Below are 16204 nucleotides of genomic sequence, written 5' to 3' on the forward strand. Positions count from 1 at the left end.
TGGAACCAAAAAAGCCGCTTAAAGCGGCTTTTTGGTTTCCAAATAAATAAGCTTAATTATTGTTTAACAAATCTTTTAACTATTGTTTTATTATTACCAGTTGAAATTTTTGCTAGATATAAACCAGCACTTAGCTTGTCTAAATTAAACTTTACTTCACTTAAACTAGACTCTTCACTATAATCTTTTGTCATAATTAACTTACCTGTTATACTGTAAATATTAACGACTGTATTCTCATCTAGTAAATCCGATTTTACAATAATGAATTTCGTTGAAGGATTTGGATATAATTTTATACCATTAAATAATTCTAATGATTCTGCATCTAAATCTTGTTCAACTTGAGCAAACGCTCTTACTTCTGGATTTTGAACAACTGCTTCATTATTATTTAAAGGATCTTCAGATTTTTCTTTTGTTTGATCTTCTTCCTCGGCAGCAACTTTAGAGTTACCCGATAATCTGTCTATTCCAAAATCAACATTTTCGGTAGTTTCCTGCAAATCAAACGCATAAATACCGTCTGGATTTTGCGTTCCATTATCTAAATCAAAAGTAGTAAAGAACCATAGAAATGGAGGATTGTTTTGCGGTGTTATTGCATATACAATTTTATTACCAGGAGTAACATCGTTAAAGGAATAATTAGGGTTTGCAAATGATGTAAACTTAGTTTCTAGATATTCATCTCCAGAATCTAAAATTCCATTACCATTTACATCATTAAATAAGTTAACAATAATATTTGGTAAAGGTGTTTCTGATGGGTCTTTTACACCATCCCTATTGTTATCATCCCAAACAACTCCAGAAATATTAAATCTCTCTACTATTTCTTCGTTAATCCCAAAATCAACTCCTGTAACATCTTCGGTAGAGCTAATAGTAACTATTTCTTCTGTTGTTAATGTGTATAAGTTATCATTTGAATCTTCAGGTGTAACTACAACTACAAACACATTTTCATGGCTTACATTAGTAAAACTATAGTATCCATTTTCATCGGAAGTAGTTATTTCTAATTTTAGATCATCCGCATCTAGCACTCCATTATTGTTAGTGTCTGCATATAAAACAACAGGGATGTTATTTAAATATGCTTCACCATCGTCGTAAGTAGCGCTACTGTTATCATCATCAAATACAACTCCTTCAATGTAATAGCTAATAATGAAGGTTTCATCAATACCAAAATCAACTCCAGTAACATCTTCGGTAGAAGTAATTACAATCACGTCATCTGTAGTTGAAGTATAAGTAATTTCTTCTGTATCTTCTGGTACTGTTACAACCACCAATATATCTTCTTCACTAATATCTGTAAAGTTGTAATAACCGTTTTCGTCTGTAGATGTAATATCTAATTGCACATCATTATCATCTAAAATACCATCATTATTGCTGTCTGCATATAATGTTACTCTTATGTCCTCTAAATTAGCTTCTTCTGTTTCTTGGCTTCCGTTTTGGTTATCATCATCAAAAACAGTTCCTTCTAAATTATAAGAAACTTCCACATCAACAACTAAATTTAAATAATCTGCTGCGTCAGTAATTTTACCTCTGTCTTCTGAAGATAAACCTTGAATTTCAATCAAACTACCTAATTGAATATTATTATAGGTTTGTAATTGATTTGGCTGTGTATAGCTTTGTACATAACTTTTTCTAGTACAACTAGTATAACAAGACCCACTATGAGAACAAGTCTTGATATTTTTAAGCAAATGTAAATTACTGTTTTTATCTTTTGCTATTTGTGCATACACATCTTCGTTATTTGCCCAGCAAAAAGTATTTGTGTCAAAATCGAAATGTTGTATTTGATATGTTGTTACTGCATAAATTTCTCCTTCGTCACTTGCTGCAATATCACCAAGTTCCCCTTTGTATAGAAAGCTAGAATGGCCATTATTATCATATTTAGGGCTTGCATTTGATATGGAAGATGAATCTCCACTAAAATCTGAAAGATTATTAAAACACACTTCTAATAAATAAATTCTATTATTATAAGAGCTATAACCATATCTCTCATTACTACTTTCACTAGAACCACTTAAAGAATTTGTGTTACCTAACAAACTAGATTCAGACTCATAATCCCGTATGTTAGAATTATCTTCTTTTTTATCATTTCTTATCGTTTCATTACTATTATAACTAGGTAAAATATCTCCAGTAGTTGATCTACCAGTGTTTGTTTCGGCAGAAGTATTTATAAGCGAACCTTTATTTATCTTAACGCCTTCTAGTTCTCTTTTTAGTTCGTCTTTTACATTTACTACACCACTTGAAGTTCTGTAGTTATAACAATTTGTTGGATACTCCATAGCAAAATAAAGTTTGCCATTATAAAAAGTTGCACCACCAGAACCTAAACCTCTAGATGAATATGCGTGTCCTGTTGCTGTAAAATACGATCGAATATCCCCAAAAGATTTGTGTGTATTTGTATATACATTGTAACCATAAACGGTCCAATTGTATCTGGAAGCTTGGTTGCTTACGTAAAAAATCCACCCTGTGCTTGCATCAACAGCTAAGGAGTTAATCTCAGATACATAAGGGGAAGAAGTTAGCAAAGTTGCTTGATAGCTTTCCATATTTACTGTATAAATATGACATCCAGCAGACACAATCAATGAATTGTCATTTGTGGTCATCATAACACTTGCTGCTTCACCTTCAATACTTAAAGGTGCATTAGCTTCCATTTTATGAAAACCAAAAGTAAAAGCCAGAAAGGCTAGAATTGTAATTTTTAATTTCATGTTAATTAGTTTTATGTTTAAATTATAGCAAACTATAACATAAAACAGGTAAGAAATTTCGGATAGATTTTTGTAATGGGGAGCATAAATATACTACAAATTACCACTATTTTAAGATAATTTAAAGAATTGCATATTTTTTAGACTAAACTCATAAAAAGTCGATAAAATCCTTAAATTTTATATTTTTTTTATGCTTATTTTTATGCCATGAAAATATACAATCTAGCAAAAGAAAATTCTATTTTAAATTCATTTGTTTCTGAAATAAGAGATGTGAAAATTCAGAAAGACAGTATGCGTTTTAGAAGAAACATCGAGCGTATTGGTGAAATATTGGGTTATGAAATGAGTAAGTCTCTACAATATAACGCCTCAACAATAGAAACCCCTTTAGGGAATTGCAAAATAAACGTAATGAATAATGATATTGTATTGTGTTCTATTTTAAGGGCTGGAGTACCATTACATAATGGTTTATTAAATTATTTTGATGCAGCTGAAAACGCTTTTATTTCAGCATATAGACATCATAAAGATGACCCAGATAGTTTTGAAATTATTGTTGAGTATTTAGCTTGTCCAAGTTTAGAAAACAAAACACTTATTCTAGCAGACCCGATGTTAGCAACTGGACAATCGATGCTTGCTACTTTTGAAGCTTTAAAACCATTTGGAAAACCAAAAAACGTACACTTAGTAAGTGTAATTGGTGCGCAAGAAGGTGTAGATTTTATAAACAAAAATTTTAGTGAAGAAACGAGTTTATGGATCGCAACAATTGATCCAGAGTTAAGTGATAAAGGTTATATAGTTCCTGGATTAGGGGATGCTGGAGATTTAGCTTTTGGCAAAAAAGTGCAGCATTAATAATATAAATGGTACAACTAATAATATACTAAAAAAGACCTCCTTAAACCATTTTTCTTTAATAATTTCAATATAATTAGTAATTATTATGGTTAAAGGTGTAAATAAAAATAAAAGTTCACTTCCGTTTTTACTTGGAGCAATAACAAATAATATAAAGGCAAGTAATAGCGCTGTAAAAATTGTTTTAAATGCTGGTCGTATCGTTCTCACTTTCTTTCTTAAATTCTTTAAATAGTAGAAAACAGACCAAAAACCAAAAGAAAATAGTAAAGTTAAAGCTACTAAAAACTGAAGTGAATTGTAGCTATTAAAGTTTAAACTTATTTTAATATTACTAGTAAAGAAACCTAAAAATGTATTATTAAATAATATAGAAGCACTTACAGCTAATAATAAAACGATGGCAATACCTAAAAAAGGGACCAACCAATGCTTTATGTTGTTACTAGAATGAAACAATAAAACGAAAGGGATTAAAACAAGAAATAAAATCGACCAAAAATAAAAGAAAGAAGCTAGAGTAATACAAAAAGCAGCATCAAACAGTTTACTTTTAATATTTTTTTTGGTTCGCAGGCTAATTAAACGTCTTAAAGCAAAAAGAACAAAAAAATTAGCCAAAATAACTTTAGAACTTATTAAAGATTCTGGCAAGAGTAGTACAAAAAGACTAAATAATATTATTTCTAAATTACTTTTAAGTGTTAATTCATTTTTTGTTACAATAAAGTTTAATAATAAAACAGAAAAATAAAGAACCATAAAAACGCCCACTTGTTGTATAATAAACACTGTGGTAACAGCTTCTTGTACATACTTTAATTTAACACTTAAAAATGCTAAAGCAGTAATTACAAAAACTATTAAAAAATTTATTGGCTTAGATTTACTAAAAATACTTGTAATCATTAACTCTTTTTGTATTTTTGCTTTGTAAATATACTATTATTACTATTATGAAAGATTTCTTTTACGCTATACAAGACTTATTTGTTAATGTTTTATTTGCACCATTAGATGCAATTAAAAAATTAGAACTTGAAAACTGGTTTGCAGCAAACATTATTTCTTGGATTTTTATTCTTATTGGATTTGTAGCAATGGTTTACTGGATGCTTCAATTAAGAACATTTGATAAAAACAATGAAGAAGATAAAAGTGTTACCTCTCATTCTTATTTATAAGAATTACAGGTCAAAACCAATATCTTTACGATAATTCATCTTATCAAAATGTAGTTTTTCTATGCTTTGATAAGATTTTTTTATGGCTTCTTGGTAGGTATTTCCATAACTTGTAATTGCCATTACGCGTCCACCAGAAGTAACTATTTTACCGTCTTTAAGTTTTGATCCTGCATGAAAAGCTATAGACTCTTTAATATTTTCTACACCTGTAATTTCTTTTCCTTTTTGATATCCTTCTGGATAACCTCCAGAAACTAACATCACCGTTGTTGCTGCACGTTGGTCTATCTCAATTTCTATGGCATCTAAAGTTTGGTTTGCTATTGCTTGAAAGATTTCCACTAAATCATTTTTAAGTCTTGGCAAAACCACTTCGGTCTCTGGATCTCCCATTCTTACATTATATTCGATAACCTTAGGGTCGTCCCCAACTTTTATTAAACCAATGAAAATGAAACCCTTATATGGTAAATTATCCTTTTGTAAACCAGATATCGTTGGTTTTACAATGCGCTCTTCAATTTTATTTAAAAACTCTTTTGTAGCAAAAGGTACTGGAGAAATTGCTCCCATTCCTCCTGTATTTAACCCAGTATCTCCTTCACCAATTCGTTTGTAATCTTTTGCTGTTGGTAAAATTTTGTAATTTTTCCCATCACTTAAAACAAAACAGCTTAATTCTATGCCGTCTAAGAACTCTTCAATAACAACTTTGTTACTTGCTTCACCAAACTTAGCATCTAATAGCATACTTTTTAATTCTGCTTTCGCTTGGTCTAAATCATTTAAAATTAACACCCCTTTACCTGCTGCCAACCCATCCGCTTTTAAAACATAAGGTGCCTTTAAAGTTTCTAAAAACGCATAACCTTCTTCTACGTTATTTGCATTAAAACTTTGATACGCTGCAGTTGGGATATTGTGTCTGTATAAAAACTCTTTAGCAAATTCTTTACTACCTTCTAATTCTGCTGCTGCTTTTTCTGGGCCAATAACCGCAACGTGTTTTAATGCTTCATCTTGTAAAAAGAAATCATGAACCCCTAAAACTAGTGGGTCTTCTGGGCCAACTACAACCATATCAATCTCTTTTTCTAAAACCAAGGTTTTAATAGATTGAAAATCGGTTACACTTAGATCTACATTTGTAGCAATTGCTGCTGTTCCAGAGTTACCTGGAGCAACGTAAATATTTTTACACAAAGGGCTTTGAGCGATTTTCCAAGCAAAAGTATGTTCTCTTCCACCAGAACCAAGAATTAAAATAGTCATGTTGTATTTTGTTTGCTCAAAAATAAAACTAATGCGCCGAAAACACGAATATTTTTTATTTACTTTACAAAAATATCTTATTGTTTGAATTTGTTTAATCTTTCTTTAAAACTAAATGGCTTTCCTATTAAGAAAGCTAAGCGTACTTTGGAAATGATTCAAGGAAAAAATGAAGCAGATTTTGAAGATTATATCCTTCAGAAAAAAAAGGATATTTTTAATTATCACCTTCAAAACAATTCGTTTTATCAGCAAATAGCTAAAAATGCTACTATTACAGACTGGAAAAGTATTCCAGTACTAACTAAAAGCGATTTACAAAAACCTCTCGACCAAAGACTTTCGGAAGGGTTTACTACAAAAAATGTATATGTAAACAAAACTTCAGGTTCCTCTGGAGACCCTTTTGTTTTCGCTAAAGACAAATTTTGTCATGCTTTAACTTGGGCTATAATACAAAATAGATTTGGTTGGTTTAGTTTAGATTTTAATTCTTCAAAACAGGCACGATTTTATGGTATTCCATTAGACAAAAAAAACTATTATAAAGAGCGATTAAAAGACTTTTTAAGTAGTCGTTATCGGTTTTCGGTTTTCGATTTAAGTGATGCTGCTTTTGCAAAATGTTTGGTGAAATTTAAGCGAACAGAATTTGATTATATCAATGGTTACACAAGCGCTATTGTGCAATTTGCAAAGTTTTTGGAAAGAAAAAATGTTGTTTTAAAGAATGTTTGTCCTACATTAAAAGCATGTGTTATAACTTCGGAAATGCTTTTTGAAGACGATAAAAAGCTACTTGAAAAACAATTTAACATTCCGGTAATTAATGAATATGGAGCATCCGAACTTGACTTAATTGCTTTTCAAAACCCTGAAGATATTTGGCAATTAAATAGCGAAACGCTTTTTGTTGAAATTCTAGATGCAAAAGATAATATTTTACCATTTGAAAAGGAAGGTAGAATTGTAATTACATCGCTTTACAATAAAGCACATCCCTTTATACGATATGATATTGGTGATGTTGGAATACTAAGTAAAAACAGTACTTTACAAAAACCTATACTTAAAAAACTTATTGGCAGAACTAATGATATCGTTATTTTACCAAGCGGTAAAAAAGCTGCTGGGTTAACTTTTTACTACATTACTAAAAGTATAATTGAAGATAATGGAAAGATTAAAGAGTTTATTATTGAGCAACTTAAACTAAATGAATTTAAAATTATTTACGTTAGCTCGGAAGTTATTTCGGAAGAAAAAAAAGAGAATATAAAAATTGAAATTGAAAATTATTTAGAAAAAGGCTTGACTATTATCTTTGAAAAGCAAACGAAAATAGAACGATCCAAAAGCGGAAAGTTGAAACAGTTTATATCTTTACTAACTTAAATGAAATTAATTAATATTAAAAGGCTAACAAAACGAAGGGGTATGCATTGTAAAACCCAACTTGATCTAAACTTTTTAGCTAGCTTTCCTTTTAATTTTCTAATTGTTTTTTTTGAAATATATAAATTGAAATGAAAGATATTTTAATTATAACTAGTTACTTTCCTCCAGAAATTGGAGCAGCTTCAAATCGAATTTTTCATTTAGCGGAAGGTTTGCAGCAACGTAATTTTAAAGTATCCGTTATTACACCTCTACCTAATTATCCAACCGGGAAAATATTTGAAGATTACCAAAAGAAGTTTAAGCATACTAGTATTGAAAAAAACATAATAATACATCGATTATGGATTTATGCAACAGTTTCTAAAAACAAATTTTTGCGTTTAATAGCAATGCTTTCCTATAGCTTTAGTTTAGTTTGGTTTTTTATTTTTAACAAGGTACCCAAAACGGTAATTGTACAGTCTCCTCCTTTGCTAGTTGCATTTACTGCAATGTTTTTTTTGCGTTCTAAAAAAAGAAAACTCATCTTAAATGTAAGTGATTTATGGCCAATTGCAGGATTAGAGCTTGGTGCTTTAAAAAAGAATTTTAGTTATAAAATGCTGGAAAAAATTGAACGATTTAATTATAACAAAGCAGATTTAATTTTAGGGCAAAGTGAAGAGATACGAACACATATTCATTCTATTTTCCCTAAAAAAGAAGTGTTTTTATATAGAAATTATCCAGATTTTGAAGCTCCAGAAATAGAAGCTAGAGAGCCTTCCGAAGAAAAAATAAAACTAGTTTACGCTGGACTTTTAGGAGTTGCTCAAGGTGTTTATAAACTTTGTACAGCGTTAGAGTATAACAATATTGAATTACATATTTATGGCTCAGGAGCCGAACAGAAGCGTATAGAAGGCTTTTTAGTAGAGCACCCTGAACTTCCTATATATTTTCATGGAAGAGTAACGCGCAAAGCATTACACAAAGTCCTTTTAGGATATGATGTAGCTATTATTCCTTTGTTAAATAGAATATATGGTTCGGTACCTTCAAAAATATATGAATATGCAAAACTTGGCTTACCAATTTTGTATTTTGGAGGTGGAGAAGGAGAAACTATTGTAAAAAACAATAAACTTGGTTGGATTGCTACTGCTTCAAACTATGAAGATTTAAATACTGTAATTGCATCTATAGATGTTTCGGAAATTACCTTTGCTACAAAACAGAAAATAAAAGAAACCGCAACAATAGCTTTTAATTTAGAAGCACAACTTATAAAGCTTTCTAGCGCACTCTAGTATGCTTTATCTTCTCCGTTAACAACATTCATGAATGTTTGGGTAACAATCTTAAGATCTAATAATAGAGACCAGTTCTCAATATAAAAGATATCTAGTTTTACTCGATTAATTATATCTTTATCGGTTTCTATTTCGCCTCTAAAACCACTTACTTGTGCTAATCCTGTAATTCCAGGTTTGACAAAGTGTCTTACCATAAATTTATCTATTCGTTTTGCATACATATTGGTGTGACTTACCATATGTGGTCTTGGTCCTACAACCGACATGTCTCCAAACAATACATTAAAAAACTGAGGTAACTCATCGATACTAGTTTTACGAATAAACTTACCTATTTTAGTAACACGTTGGTCCCCTCTTGTTGCTTGGTGTAAGTTTGCATTTTTATTTGGCGTCATAGATCTAAACTTATAACAATCAAATTCTTTATAATTAAAACCGTTTCGAGACTGTTTAAAGAAAATTGGCCCTCTAGATTCTAATAATATTAGTATTGCAATAATTGGAGTTAACCAGGATAGTAAAAGAATAATAACTGCAGATGAAAATACAATATCGAATATTCTTTTAAGAAACTGGTTTACAGAATCTTCTAAAGGTATATTACGAAACGATAAAATAGGGGTGTAATTATAATATTCGTACTTTAATTTTTTAGAGTATATATCTTTATTATCTGGTAAAAACTTTAATATCTTAAGGTTATTATCTGCAAAGTCTATAACCTTACTTAATTGGCTGTTGGTAAGTTGCGATAAAGAACAGTAAATTTCATCTACGTTTTCCTCTTTTAAAAAGGCAAAACATGCTTGTAAATCTACTTCAGTAATATTTTTAAAACTAAAGGTTTTGGTATGCGAATAACCGTATTCTGGTTTATCGTTAAAAAATTTTTCTAGAGCAAGCGTTTGTTTGTTTTTACCTAAAATAGCAGTAACTCTATAATTTCCACCAAAAGAAACTCGATACCTTTGTAATAAATAATATAAGGTAAATTTAAATAGCGTTACAAGAGCAAAAACACTAACAATGTATTTAAAAATTGTTTTTGGAAGAATATCTAATTCGTAATAAAAGCCAGAAAACGCAAAAATAACAAGTGTAAAAAGAGCCATTTGCCTAAAAACAAGTGTCATAATTGCTACTTCACGAGTATATCTAAAAACACCATAAAACTTAGAAAGTGTAGAAATAATAATCCATGAAATAGATATAGTTAAAACAAAGATTGCTGGATCAACACTTTTAAAAAAATAAAGTATTGCCAAACTATTTATTATAGTTAAATCTATTAAATATGAAATTGGTCTTAAATAGACTGAATATCTTCCTTGCTTAAATGTGCTCAATTTATTTTTTTATGTGTTTAGAAAAATCTTTATGCTCACTTTTATATAAATCTTCGTCGGATAAAGATTTAAAATAATTAAATGTTTTAAGCATACCTTCTTCGCGTTCAACTTTGGGTTGCCAACCTAATAATTTTTTTGCTAAAGTTATATCTGGTTGCCTTTGTAGTGGATCGTCTACTGGTAATTCTTTATAAATTATTTTTTGAGAGGTATTGGTTAGTTTAATAATTTCTTCAGCAAAGTCTTTAATTGTAATTTCGTTCGGGTTGCCAATATTTACCGGGTTTGCATAATCACTAAACATTAATCTAAAAATGCCTTCTACTTGGTCGTCTACATAACAAAAAGACCGTGTTTGCATACCATCGCCAAAAACAGTTAAATCTTCTCCTCTTAGTGCTTGCCCCATAAATGCAGGAATAACTCTACCGTCATTTAACCTCATTCTTGGCCCATAGGTATTAAAAATACGAACAATGCGCGTCTCTACACCATGAAATCTATGATATGCCATCGTTATAGATTCTTGAAAACGTTTTGCTTCGTCATAAACACCTCTAGGTCCAATGGTGTTTACATTACCGTAATAACTTTCTGTTTGAGGATGAACTAAAGGATCTCCATATACTTCGGAAGTCGATGCAATTAGCAACCTTGCATTTTTAGCTTTGGCTAAACCTAATAAGTTGTGTGTACCTAACGAGCCTACTTTTAAGGTCTGAATAGGTATTTTTAAATAGTCTATAGGACTTGCAGGTGATGCAAAATGCAATACATAATCTAAATCTCCTTCAATGCTAATAAACTCTGTTACATCATGTTTAATAAACTCGAAATTAGCATTGTTCTCTAAATGTGAAATATTTTTTTTATCTCCAGTTATAAAGTTATCCATACCTATAACATAAAAACCTTCAGCTATAAATCTGTCACATAAATGCGAACCTAAAAAACCTGCTGCTCCTGTTATAAGTACTTTTTTCATGATGGTTAGTTGTTATGATTTTCTACCTATTGAACTATATTTAAACCCTTCTGCTTTAATATCATCTACATCATATAGGTTTCTACCATCAAAAATAACAGGTTCTATCATGTTTTGTTTAAGTTTATTAAAATCTGGTGTTCTAAATATACTCCATTCTGTACAAATTATCAAAGCATCTACATCTTTTATTGTTTCATACATATTAGAAGCATAATGTAATTGATCACCAAACTTTCTTTTAACGTTTGGCATAGCTTCAGGATCAAAAACATTTAACACGACATCGTGCTTTAGTAATTCTTCAATCATGTATAAGGAAGGTGCTTCACGAATATCATCTGTTTCGGGTTTAAATGCTAATCCCCAAATTCCTATTTTCTTTCCTTTTAAATCGTTATCAAAATGGGAAAGAATTCTAGGTATTAATATTTTTTTCTGAATATCATTTACTTTAATAACGGCATTCAATATATCGAAGTCATAACCGTTATCTTTACCTGATTTATGTAAAGCTTTTACGTCTTTAGGAAAGCAAGAACCTCCATACCCTATTCCTGGAAAAAGGAAACGTTTACCAATACGAGAATCGGTTCCCATTCCGGCTCTTACCTTATCAACATCTGCACCAACTTTTTCGCAAAAGTTAGCAATTTCATTCATAAAGGTAATTTTGGTTGCTAAAAAAGAATTGGCTGCATATTTGGTGAGCTCAGCCGACTTTTCGTCCATTATAATAATTGGATTTCCAGACCTTACAAATGGTTTGTATAGCTTTTGCATTAAAGCTGTTGCCCTGTCTGAACTTGAACCTACTACAATTCTTTCTGGTTTTAAAAAGTCGTCTACAGCAAACCCTTCTCTTAAAAATTCTGGATTAGAAACCACATCAAAATCAACAGATGTTTCTTTTGCTATTGTTTCTTTTACTCTATCTGCAGTACCAACAGGCACTGTACTTTTATCTACAATTACTTTATAGTCTGTAATTAATTTACCAATATCTTTTGCTGCTCCTAAGACGTAGGATAAGTCTGCTGAACCATCTTCATCTTCTGGCGTTGGTAAGGCAAGAAAAATAATTTCGCCATGCTCTAAACCTTCTTTTAAAGAGGTTGAAAAGCGAAGTCTGTTTGCTTTTATATTTCTTTCAAATAAAACATCTAAGTGTGGTTCGTAGATTGGCACCTCACCGTTTTGCATTAGTTTTACTTTTTCTTCATTTATGTCTATACAAAGAACTTCGTTTCCTGTTTCTGCTAAACACGTTCCTGTTACTAAACCAACATAACCTGTACCTATAACTGATATTTTCATAAATTGCTTTTATGTAAACAAAAGTAAGAAAGTTATTAGAATTTATTGTGGTTATTTTTAGATTGTCTTTTTAGAGCTTATTTTTTACTTTTAAATCTTTCTTTTAACACCAACAAAATAAATTTAGAGTTTCCAATTAAGTACCTCTTCCACATACGTTTTGGCTCTTGCGCAAACCTATAAAACCACTCTAAACCAGCATTTTGCATCCAAATTGGTGCTCGTTTAACTAAGCCAGAAACCACATCAAAACTACCTCCAACTCCCATAATAAAGTTTACTTTACTTAAGATCTCTTTATTTTGAAATAAAAAATTCTCTTTAGTTGGCGAACTAATCGCTACAAATAAAATATTAGCGCCACTATTAGCTATTTGGGTTGCTATTTTTTGTTCTTCTTCTTTTTTAAAGTAGCCATTTCTATACCCTGCAATAATGTTTGGAGAATATTGTTTAGCATAAGTGTCCACTACTTTCTTAACGATATCTTCTTTAGCACCAAAGAAGAAAATTTTATGGCCTTTTTTATGTGCTAATCCAACAAGATTCGACATTAAATCTATTCCTGCTACACGCTCTTTTAAAGGTTTTCCTAGTATTTTGGAAGCCCAAACAACTGCTTGTCCATCTGCATTTATTAAATCACTCTCATTTACACTTTTACGCAATTCTAAATCGTCTTGCATGGATACTATTTTTCCAGCATTAACAACTACATGATGAATACTCTTATTCTCATGAATTGATTTCTCAATCTTTGCAAGAGTTTCTTGCATTGTGTAATTATCTATTTGTGTGTTTAAAATGTTAACTTTCATGCTCTTTTGTGGATTGGAAATATAGTTTCATTATGCACATTAAAATAGCGACCGAACTGTTATAAAAAAAATTGCCCGCTAACGACATAACAATACAAATAAATAAAATAAAACAAATGTAATCTTTTGAAACATTATAAATATACAAAACGCGATATAGTATGTATACATATAAAGCACCACCAATTATTCCAAAAAAGTAGAAAACATCAATAAAGTCTAAACCACTTTTTATTAAAATGCTACCGATACCACCAAAAAGATAGTTAATAAGGGTCCAATCGGATTGAATAAAAGGAATTAAATGCTCTTCTAAAATTAGATCTCGATAAGAAAAAAGCGCAGTTAAAATCCCATATTGCTCAATTATTGGCAAAAACACATCGATATAAGGTGTAAAAAAAAACAAGATTTTTTTATTAAAAATAACAGCCAATATTAACGCAGCGAAAATGATTAAAACAAACACCTTATTTAAGAGTAGTTTTCTTTTAAAAACAATAAACAACACACATAATAACAAAGATAAAACAGCTGCTTTTGTACCAACAATGATCGCAGAAAAAGCAACTAACAAAAACAAAAGTTTTTTGCTTTTATTTAAAATAAAAGCTTGATGTGTATAATAAAATACGCCTATTAAATAAAAATAACTAGCGTAACTTGATTTTATTAAAAAGCCGCTGTAACCAAACCGATCTGCTTGATAGGTTTCAAAAAACGTAATAGAAAAAACAAAACCAACAATAACCGCAATAGAGTTTACGATTATTACAATTTCAAACCATTTAAATATCTGTTTTTTTTGTTCTTCAGAAAGGGTTAAGGTATTTGCAAATAGCAAGACAATAGCCAAAAAAACAGAATTATTAAAGTACTCAATATTTACAAATATATTATCCTCTTGTATAGCAATTTGACCTAGCAAGAAGAGTATCGCTAGAATTACTAAAAGCCCTATGTTTTTGGTGTTCTTTTTATATTCCTTTAGAATAATAAAACCCATGCCTATTTGTGCTATAAATTTAATTACACCAGCAATTCTATACTCCTTTAAATGGAGGTCTATTAAGTATTTATAAATTGCTTCAGAAACAAAGAAAGTTACCAAAAGCACTATAATCCAATTAATATTTTTAGCTTGTGTAAGCTTTTTCATCATTTCGTGCAAGGTTAAAAAAATAGCAATACCAAAAAGCAAATAGAACAAGACCAGCTTGTCGTTGCATATAAGACTCAACTAAAAATAGAACAACACAAACAAAAACAAAACATTTTACGTACATGTTTTTGGCCATAAACAGTTTATATAAAGCGAATATAAACAATAAAAAAGCAGGGAAACCATGCGCTAAAAAAAGTTCTATAAATTGATTATGACTATTATAGCTTCTAAATTTTGTGTTTACATTATCTTGTATTGAATTAGAGATTGCGTCTCTTGTATTATTACTACCTACTCCAAAAACAAAATTGTTTTTTATTTCTTTAAAACTGGCCTCCCAAATTGATAGTCTTGCATCCAAGCTATTAACATCTCCAATATCACTATTATTTTGTATGGGTGCTTTAGTAAGAAAAAAAACAACCAAACCTATTGAAAAACAACCAACAACCAGCAAATATAAAGCACGTAATTTGGCCGTATTAGCGTAGGCATACATTCTAAAAACCAAAAGTAACAAGCCTACTATTAACGGTAGTCTTGCGTGCATTAAATACATAAATACTAGCGCCGAAAAGTAAAACACAATTAAAAACCCATTATTTTTTAAAGGTGTTTTAATTTTAAAAATAAATACAATTAAAATAAGAAAGCTAAAATAACTAGTATGCCAAAACTGTTCTAATTTTAATTCTAAAAACGGAATAAAACCATAGTCCGTGTTCTGAGTTAAAAAATTACTAATTGCATATACTAATAGTAAGCAAAAGTATATTAACAGTCCTTTTTGAAAAGAAAGAGCAATTTTTTCCATTTGATTTTTTTTGATATTAAAAAAAACCAAAGGCATTAGTAACAGGTACGAATAATCTAAGAGACTATCCATTACTTGTGCGCTCGTACTAGACATTATAGACGAAATAACAATCCAAACAAAAAGTGCTATTAAAAAAACATTTCCTTTTAAATATTTAATAAGTTTTGGAAATTGATTTTCTCTACAACTTTCAAACAAGGTAATAAGAGCTAATGTAACTAGTAATGTATGCGAAATAATAACCCAGAAGGGTAATATAAATGCCCATACGATTAACAAAAAAAGCTTTATATTTTTTATGTTTATTTTTATGTTTTTTACAGGATATAATGGGGGAATTTTATTTTTGAAAGCGAGAAAAAGAACAAATAAAAGGCTTGCTAATATTCCGTTAGCTACTAACGGAATTAGGCTATGCTTTTTATAATCTCGTTTGTCATTTAAAATGGTGGTGTCATTTAACATTATCCAGTTACGCTTGCTAGTTGTAGACTGCACACTCACGCCTTGTTTTTTAGTAGTAATCAAACTACCATTGCTAGTATAGTGAATAATGCTTCTATTATTCTTACTACTGTACGTTTTTCCGCTAATCGTATAATCATACGAAGCTATTTTAATAGAAGACTTTTCTTTGGCTACCCAAAACAAACCTATATAATCAATTTGATCCTTTGTAGGAATATCAAAATCAAAGTCATGCTCTGTATTTGGCTGTAACTGTATTCTATCAGAAAAAAAACGTTCTTCAGAATACTTGTTTTTATAAACATACCATACTGTTGTAGGACTAGAAACAGTTAAATTAGTTTGAATTGAAAATGGTTTATGTTCTCTTTGAAAAAAGAAAGCGAAGTATAAAAGGTTAAGAAGTAATAAGACGAAACCGCCTTGTAGCAGTAATTGCTTTTTTTTACTAAAAAACACACTTTGTTTTTTCATATG

The 16204-nt window shown here is 30.1% G+C and carries 13 protein-coding genes; 4 read left to right on the forward strand and 9 right to left on the reverse strand.

Annotated elements, in window-relative coordinates:
* Window positions 1-56: 56 nt before the first annotated feature.
* Entirely contained in the window at window positions 57-2777 is a 2721-nt protein-coding gene (locus tag ACVC3Y_RS13835; RefSeq protein WP_303421534.1) for an SdrD B-like domain-containing protein, read from the reverse strand.
* 210 nt (window positions 2778-2987) lie between these two features.
* On the opposite strand from ACVC3Y_RS13835, the gene upp reads away from it, so the two are divergent.
* Window positions 2988-3647: a uracil phosphoribosyltransferase gene (upp, locus tag ACVC3Y_RS13840; RefSeq protein WP_303421533.1), complete on the forward strand. Its 660-nt coding sequence runs from the start codon at window positions 2988-2990 to the stop codon at window positions 3645-3647.
* On the opposite strand, the gene ACVC3Y_RS13845 is transcribed toward upp, so the two are convergent.
* Entirely contained in the window at window positions 3618-4559 is a 942-nt protein-coding gene (locus ACVC3Y_RS13845) for a DUF6427 family protein (protein ID WP_303421531.1), read from the reverse strand. The two genes, upp and ACVC3Y_RS13845, sit on opposite strands and share 30 nt — an antisense overlap.
* 47 nt (window positions 4560-4606) lie before the next feature.
* Here ACVC3Y_RS13845 and ACVC3Y_RS13850 point away from each other — a divergent pair, with 47 nt between their 5' ends.
* Complete coding sequence (locus ACVC3Y_RS13850) at window positions 4607-4834, forward strand: DUF6341 family protein (protein WP_303421529.1); 228 nt, start codon at window positions 4607-4609, stop codon at window positions 4832-4834.
* Between the two features lie 3 nt (window positions 4835-4837).
* Here the strand turns inward: ACVC3Y_RS13850 and purD are convergent, their stop codons facing one another.
* The gene (purD, locus tag ACVC3Y_RS13855; protein WP_303421527.1) at window positions 4838-6109 is read right to left on the reverse strand and encodes a phosphoribosylamine--glycine ligase; all 1272 of its coding nucleotides are present in this window, start codon (window positions 6107-6109) and stop codon (window positions 4838-4840) included.
* An 84-nt stretch (window positions 6110-6193) separates the two neighbouring features.
* Between purD and ACVC3Y_RS13860 the strand changes: the two genes are divergently transcribed.
* Both ACVC3Y_RS13860 and ACVC3Y_RS13865 read left to right on the forward strand, forming a co-directional pair.
* On the forward strand, window positions 6194-7504 hold the full coding sequence (locus ACVC3Y_RS13860; RefSeq protein ID WP_303421525.1) for a phenylacetate--CoA ligase family protein: 1311 nt from the start codon (window positions 6194-6196) through the stop codon (window positions 7502-7504).
* 131 nt (window positions 7505-7635) lie between these two features.
* Entirely contained in the window at window positions 7636-8799 is a 1164-nt protein-coding gene (locus ACVC3Y_RS13865; RefSeq protein WP_452227207.1) for a glycosyltransferase family 4 protein, read from the forward strand.
* On the opposite strand, the gene ACVC3Y_RS13870 is transcribed toward ACVC3Y_RS13865, so the two are convergent.
* The 6 genes from ACVC3Y_RS13870 to ACVC3Y_RS13895 all read right to left on the reverse strand — a co-directional run bounded on the left by ACVC3Y_RS13870 (window position 8796) and on the right by ACVC3Y_RS13895 (window position 16201).
* Entirely contained in the window at window positions 8796-10154 is a 1359-nt protein-coding gene (locus tag ACVC3Y_RS13870; RefSeq protein WP_303421521.1) for an exopolysaccharide biosynthesis polyprenyl glycosylphosphotransferase, read from the reverse strand. The two genes, ACVC3Y_RS13865 and ACVC3Y_RS13870, sit on opposite strands and share 4 nt — an antisense overlap.
* A gap of 1 nt (window position 10155) precedes the next feature.
* The gene (locus ACVC3Y_RS13875; RefSeq protein WP_303421519.1) at window positions 10156-11142 is read right to left on the reverse strand and encodes a UDP-glucuronic acid decarboxylase family protein; all 987 of its coding nucleotides are present in this window, start codon (window positions 11140-11142) and stop codon (window positions 10156-10158) included.
* A gap of 12 nt (window positions 11143-11154) precedes the next feature.
* Complete coding sequence (locus ACVC3Y_RS13880) at window positions 11155-12459, reverse strand: UDP-glucose dehydrogenase family protein (protein ID WP_303421517.1); 1305 nt, start codon at window positions 12457-12459, stop codon at window positions 11155-11157.
* Between the two features lie 77 nt (window positions 12460-12536).
* Complete coding sequence (locus ACVC3Y_RS13885; RefSeq protein ID WP_303421515.1) at window positions 12537-13277, reverse strand: WecB/TagA/CpsF family glycosyltransferase; 741 nt, start codon at window positions 13275-13277, stop codon at window positions 12537-12539.
* Window positions 13267-14436: a hypothetical protein gene (locus tag ACVC3Y_RS13890; protein WP_452227208.1), complete on the reverse strand. Its 1170-nt coding sequence runs from the start codon at window positions 14434-14436 to the stop codon at window positions 13267-13269. Before ACVC3Y_RS13890 ends, ACVC3Y_RS13885 begins: the two co-directional genes overlap by 11 nt.
* Window positions 14414-16201: an O-antigen ligase family protein gene (locus tag ACVC3Y_RS13895; RefSeq protein WP_452227209.1), complete on the reverse strand. Its 1788-nt coding sequence runs from the start codon at window positions 16199-16201 to the stop codon at window positions 14414-14416. The genes ACVC3Y_RS13890 and ACVC3Y_RS13895 overlap by 23 nt, the downstream gene beginning before the upstream one ends.
* Between the last annotated feature and the right edge of the window lie 3 nt (window positions 16202-16204).

It is taken from the genome of Lacinutrix cladophorae, from assembly GCF_053604645.1.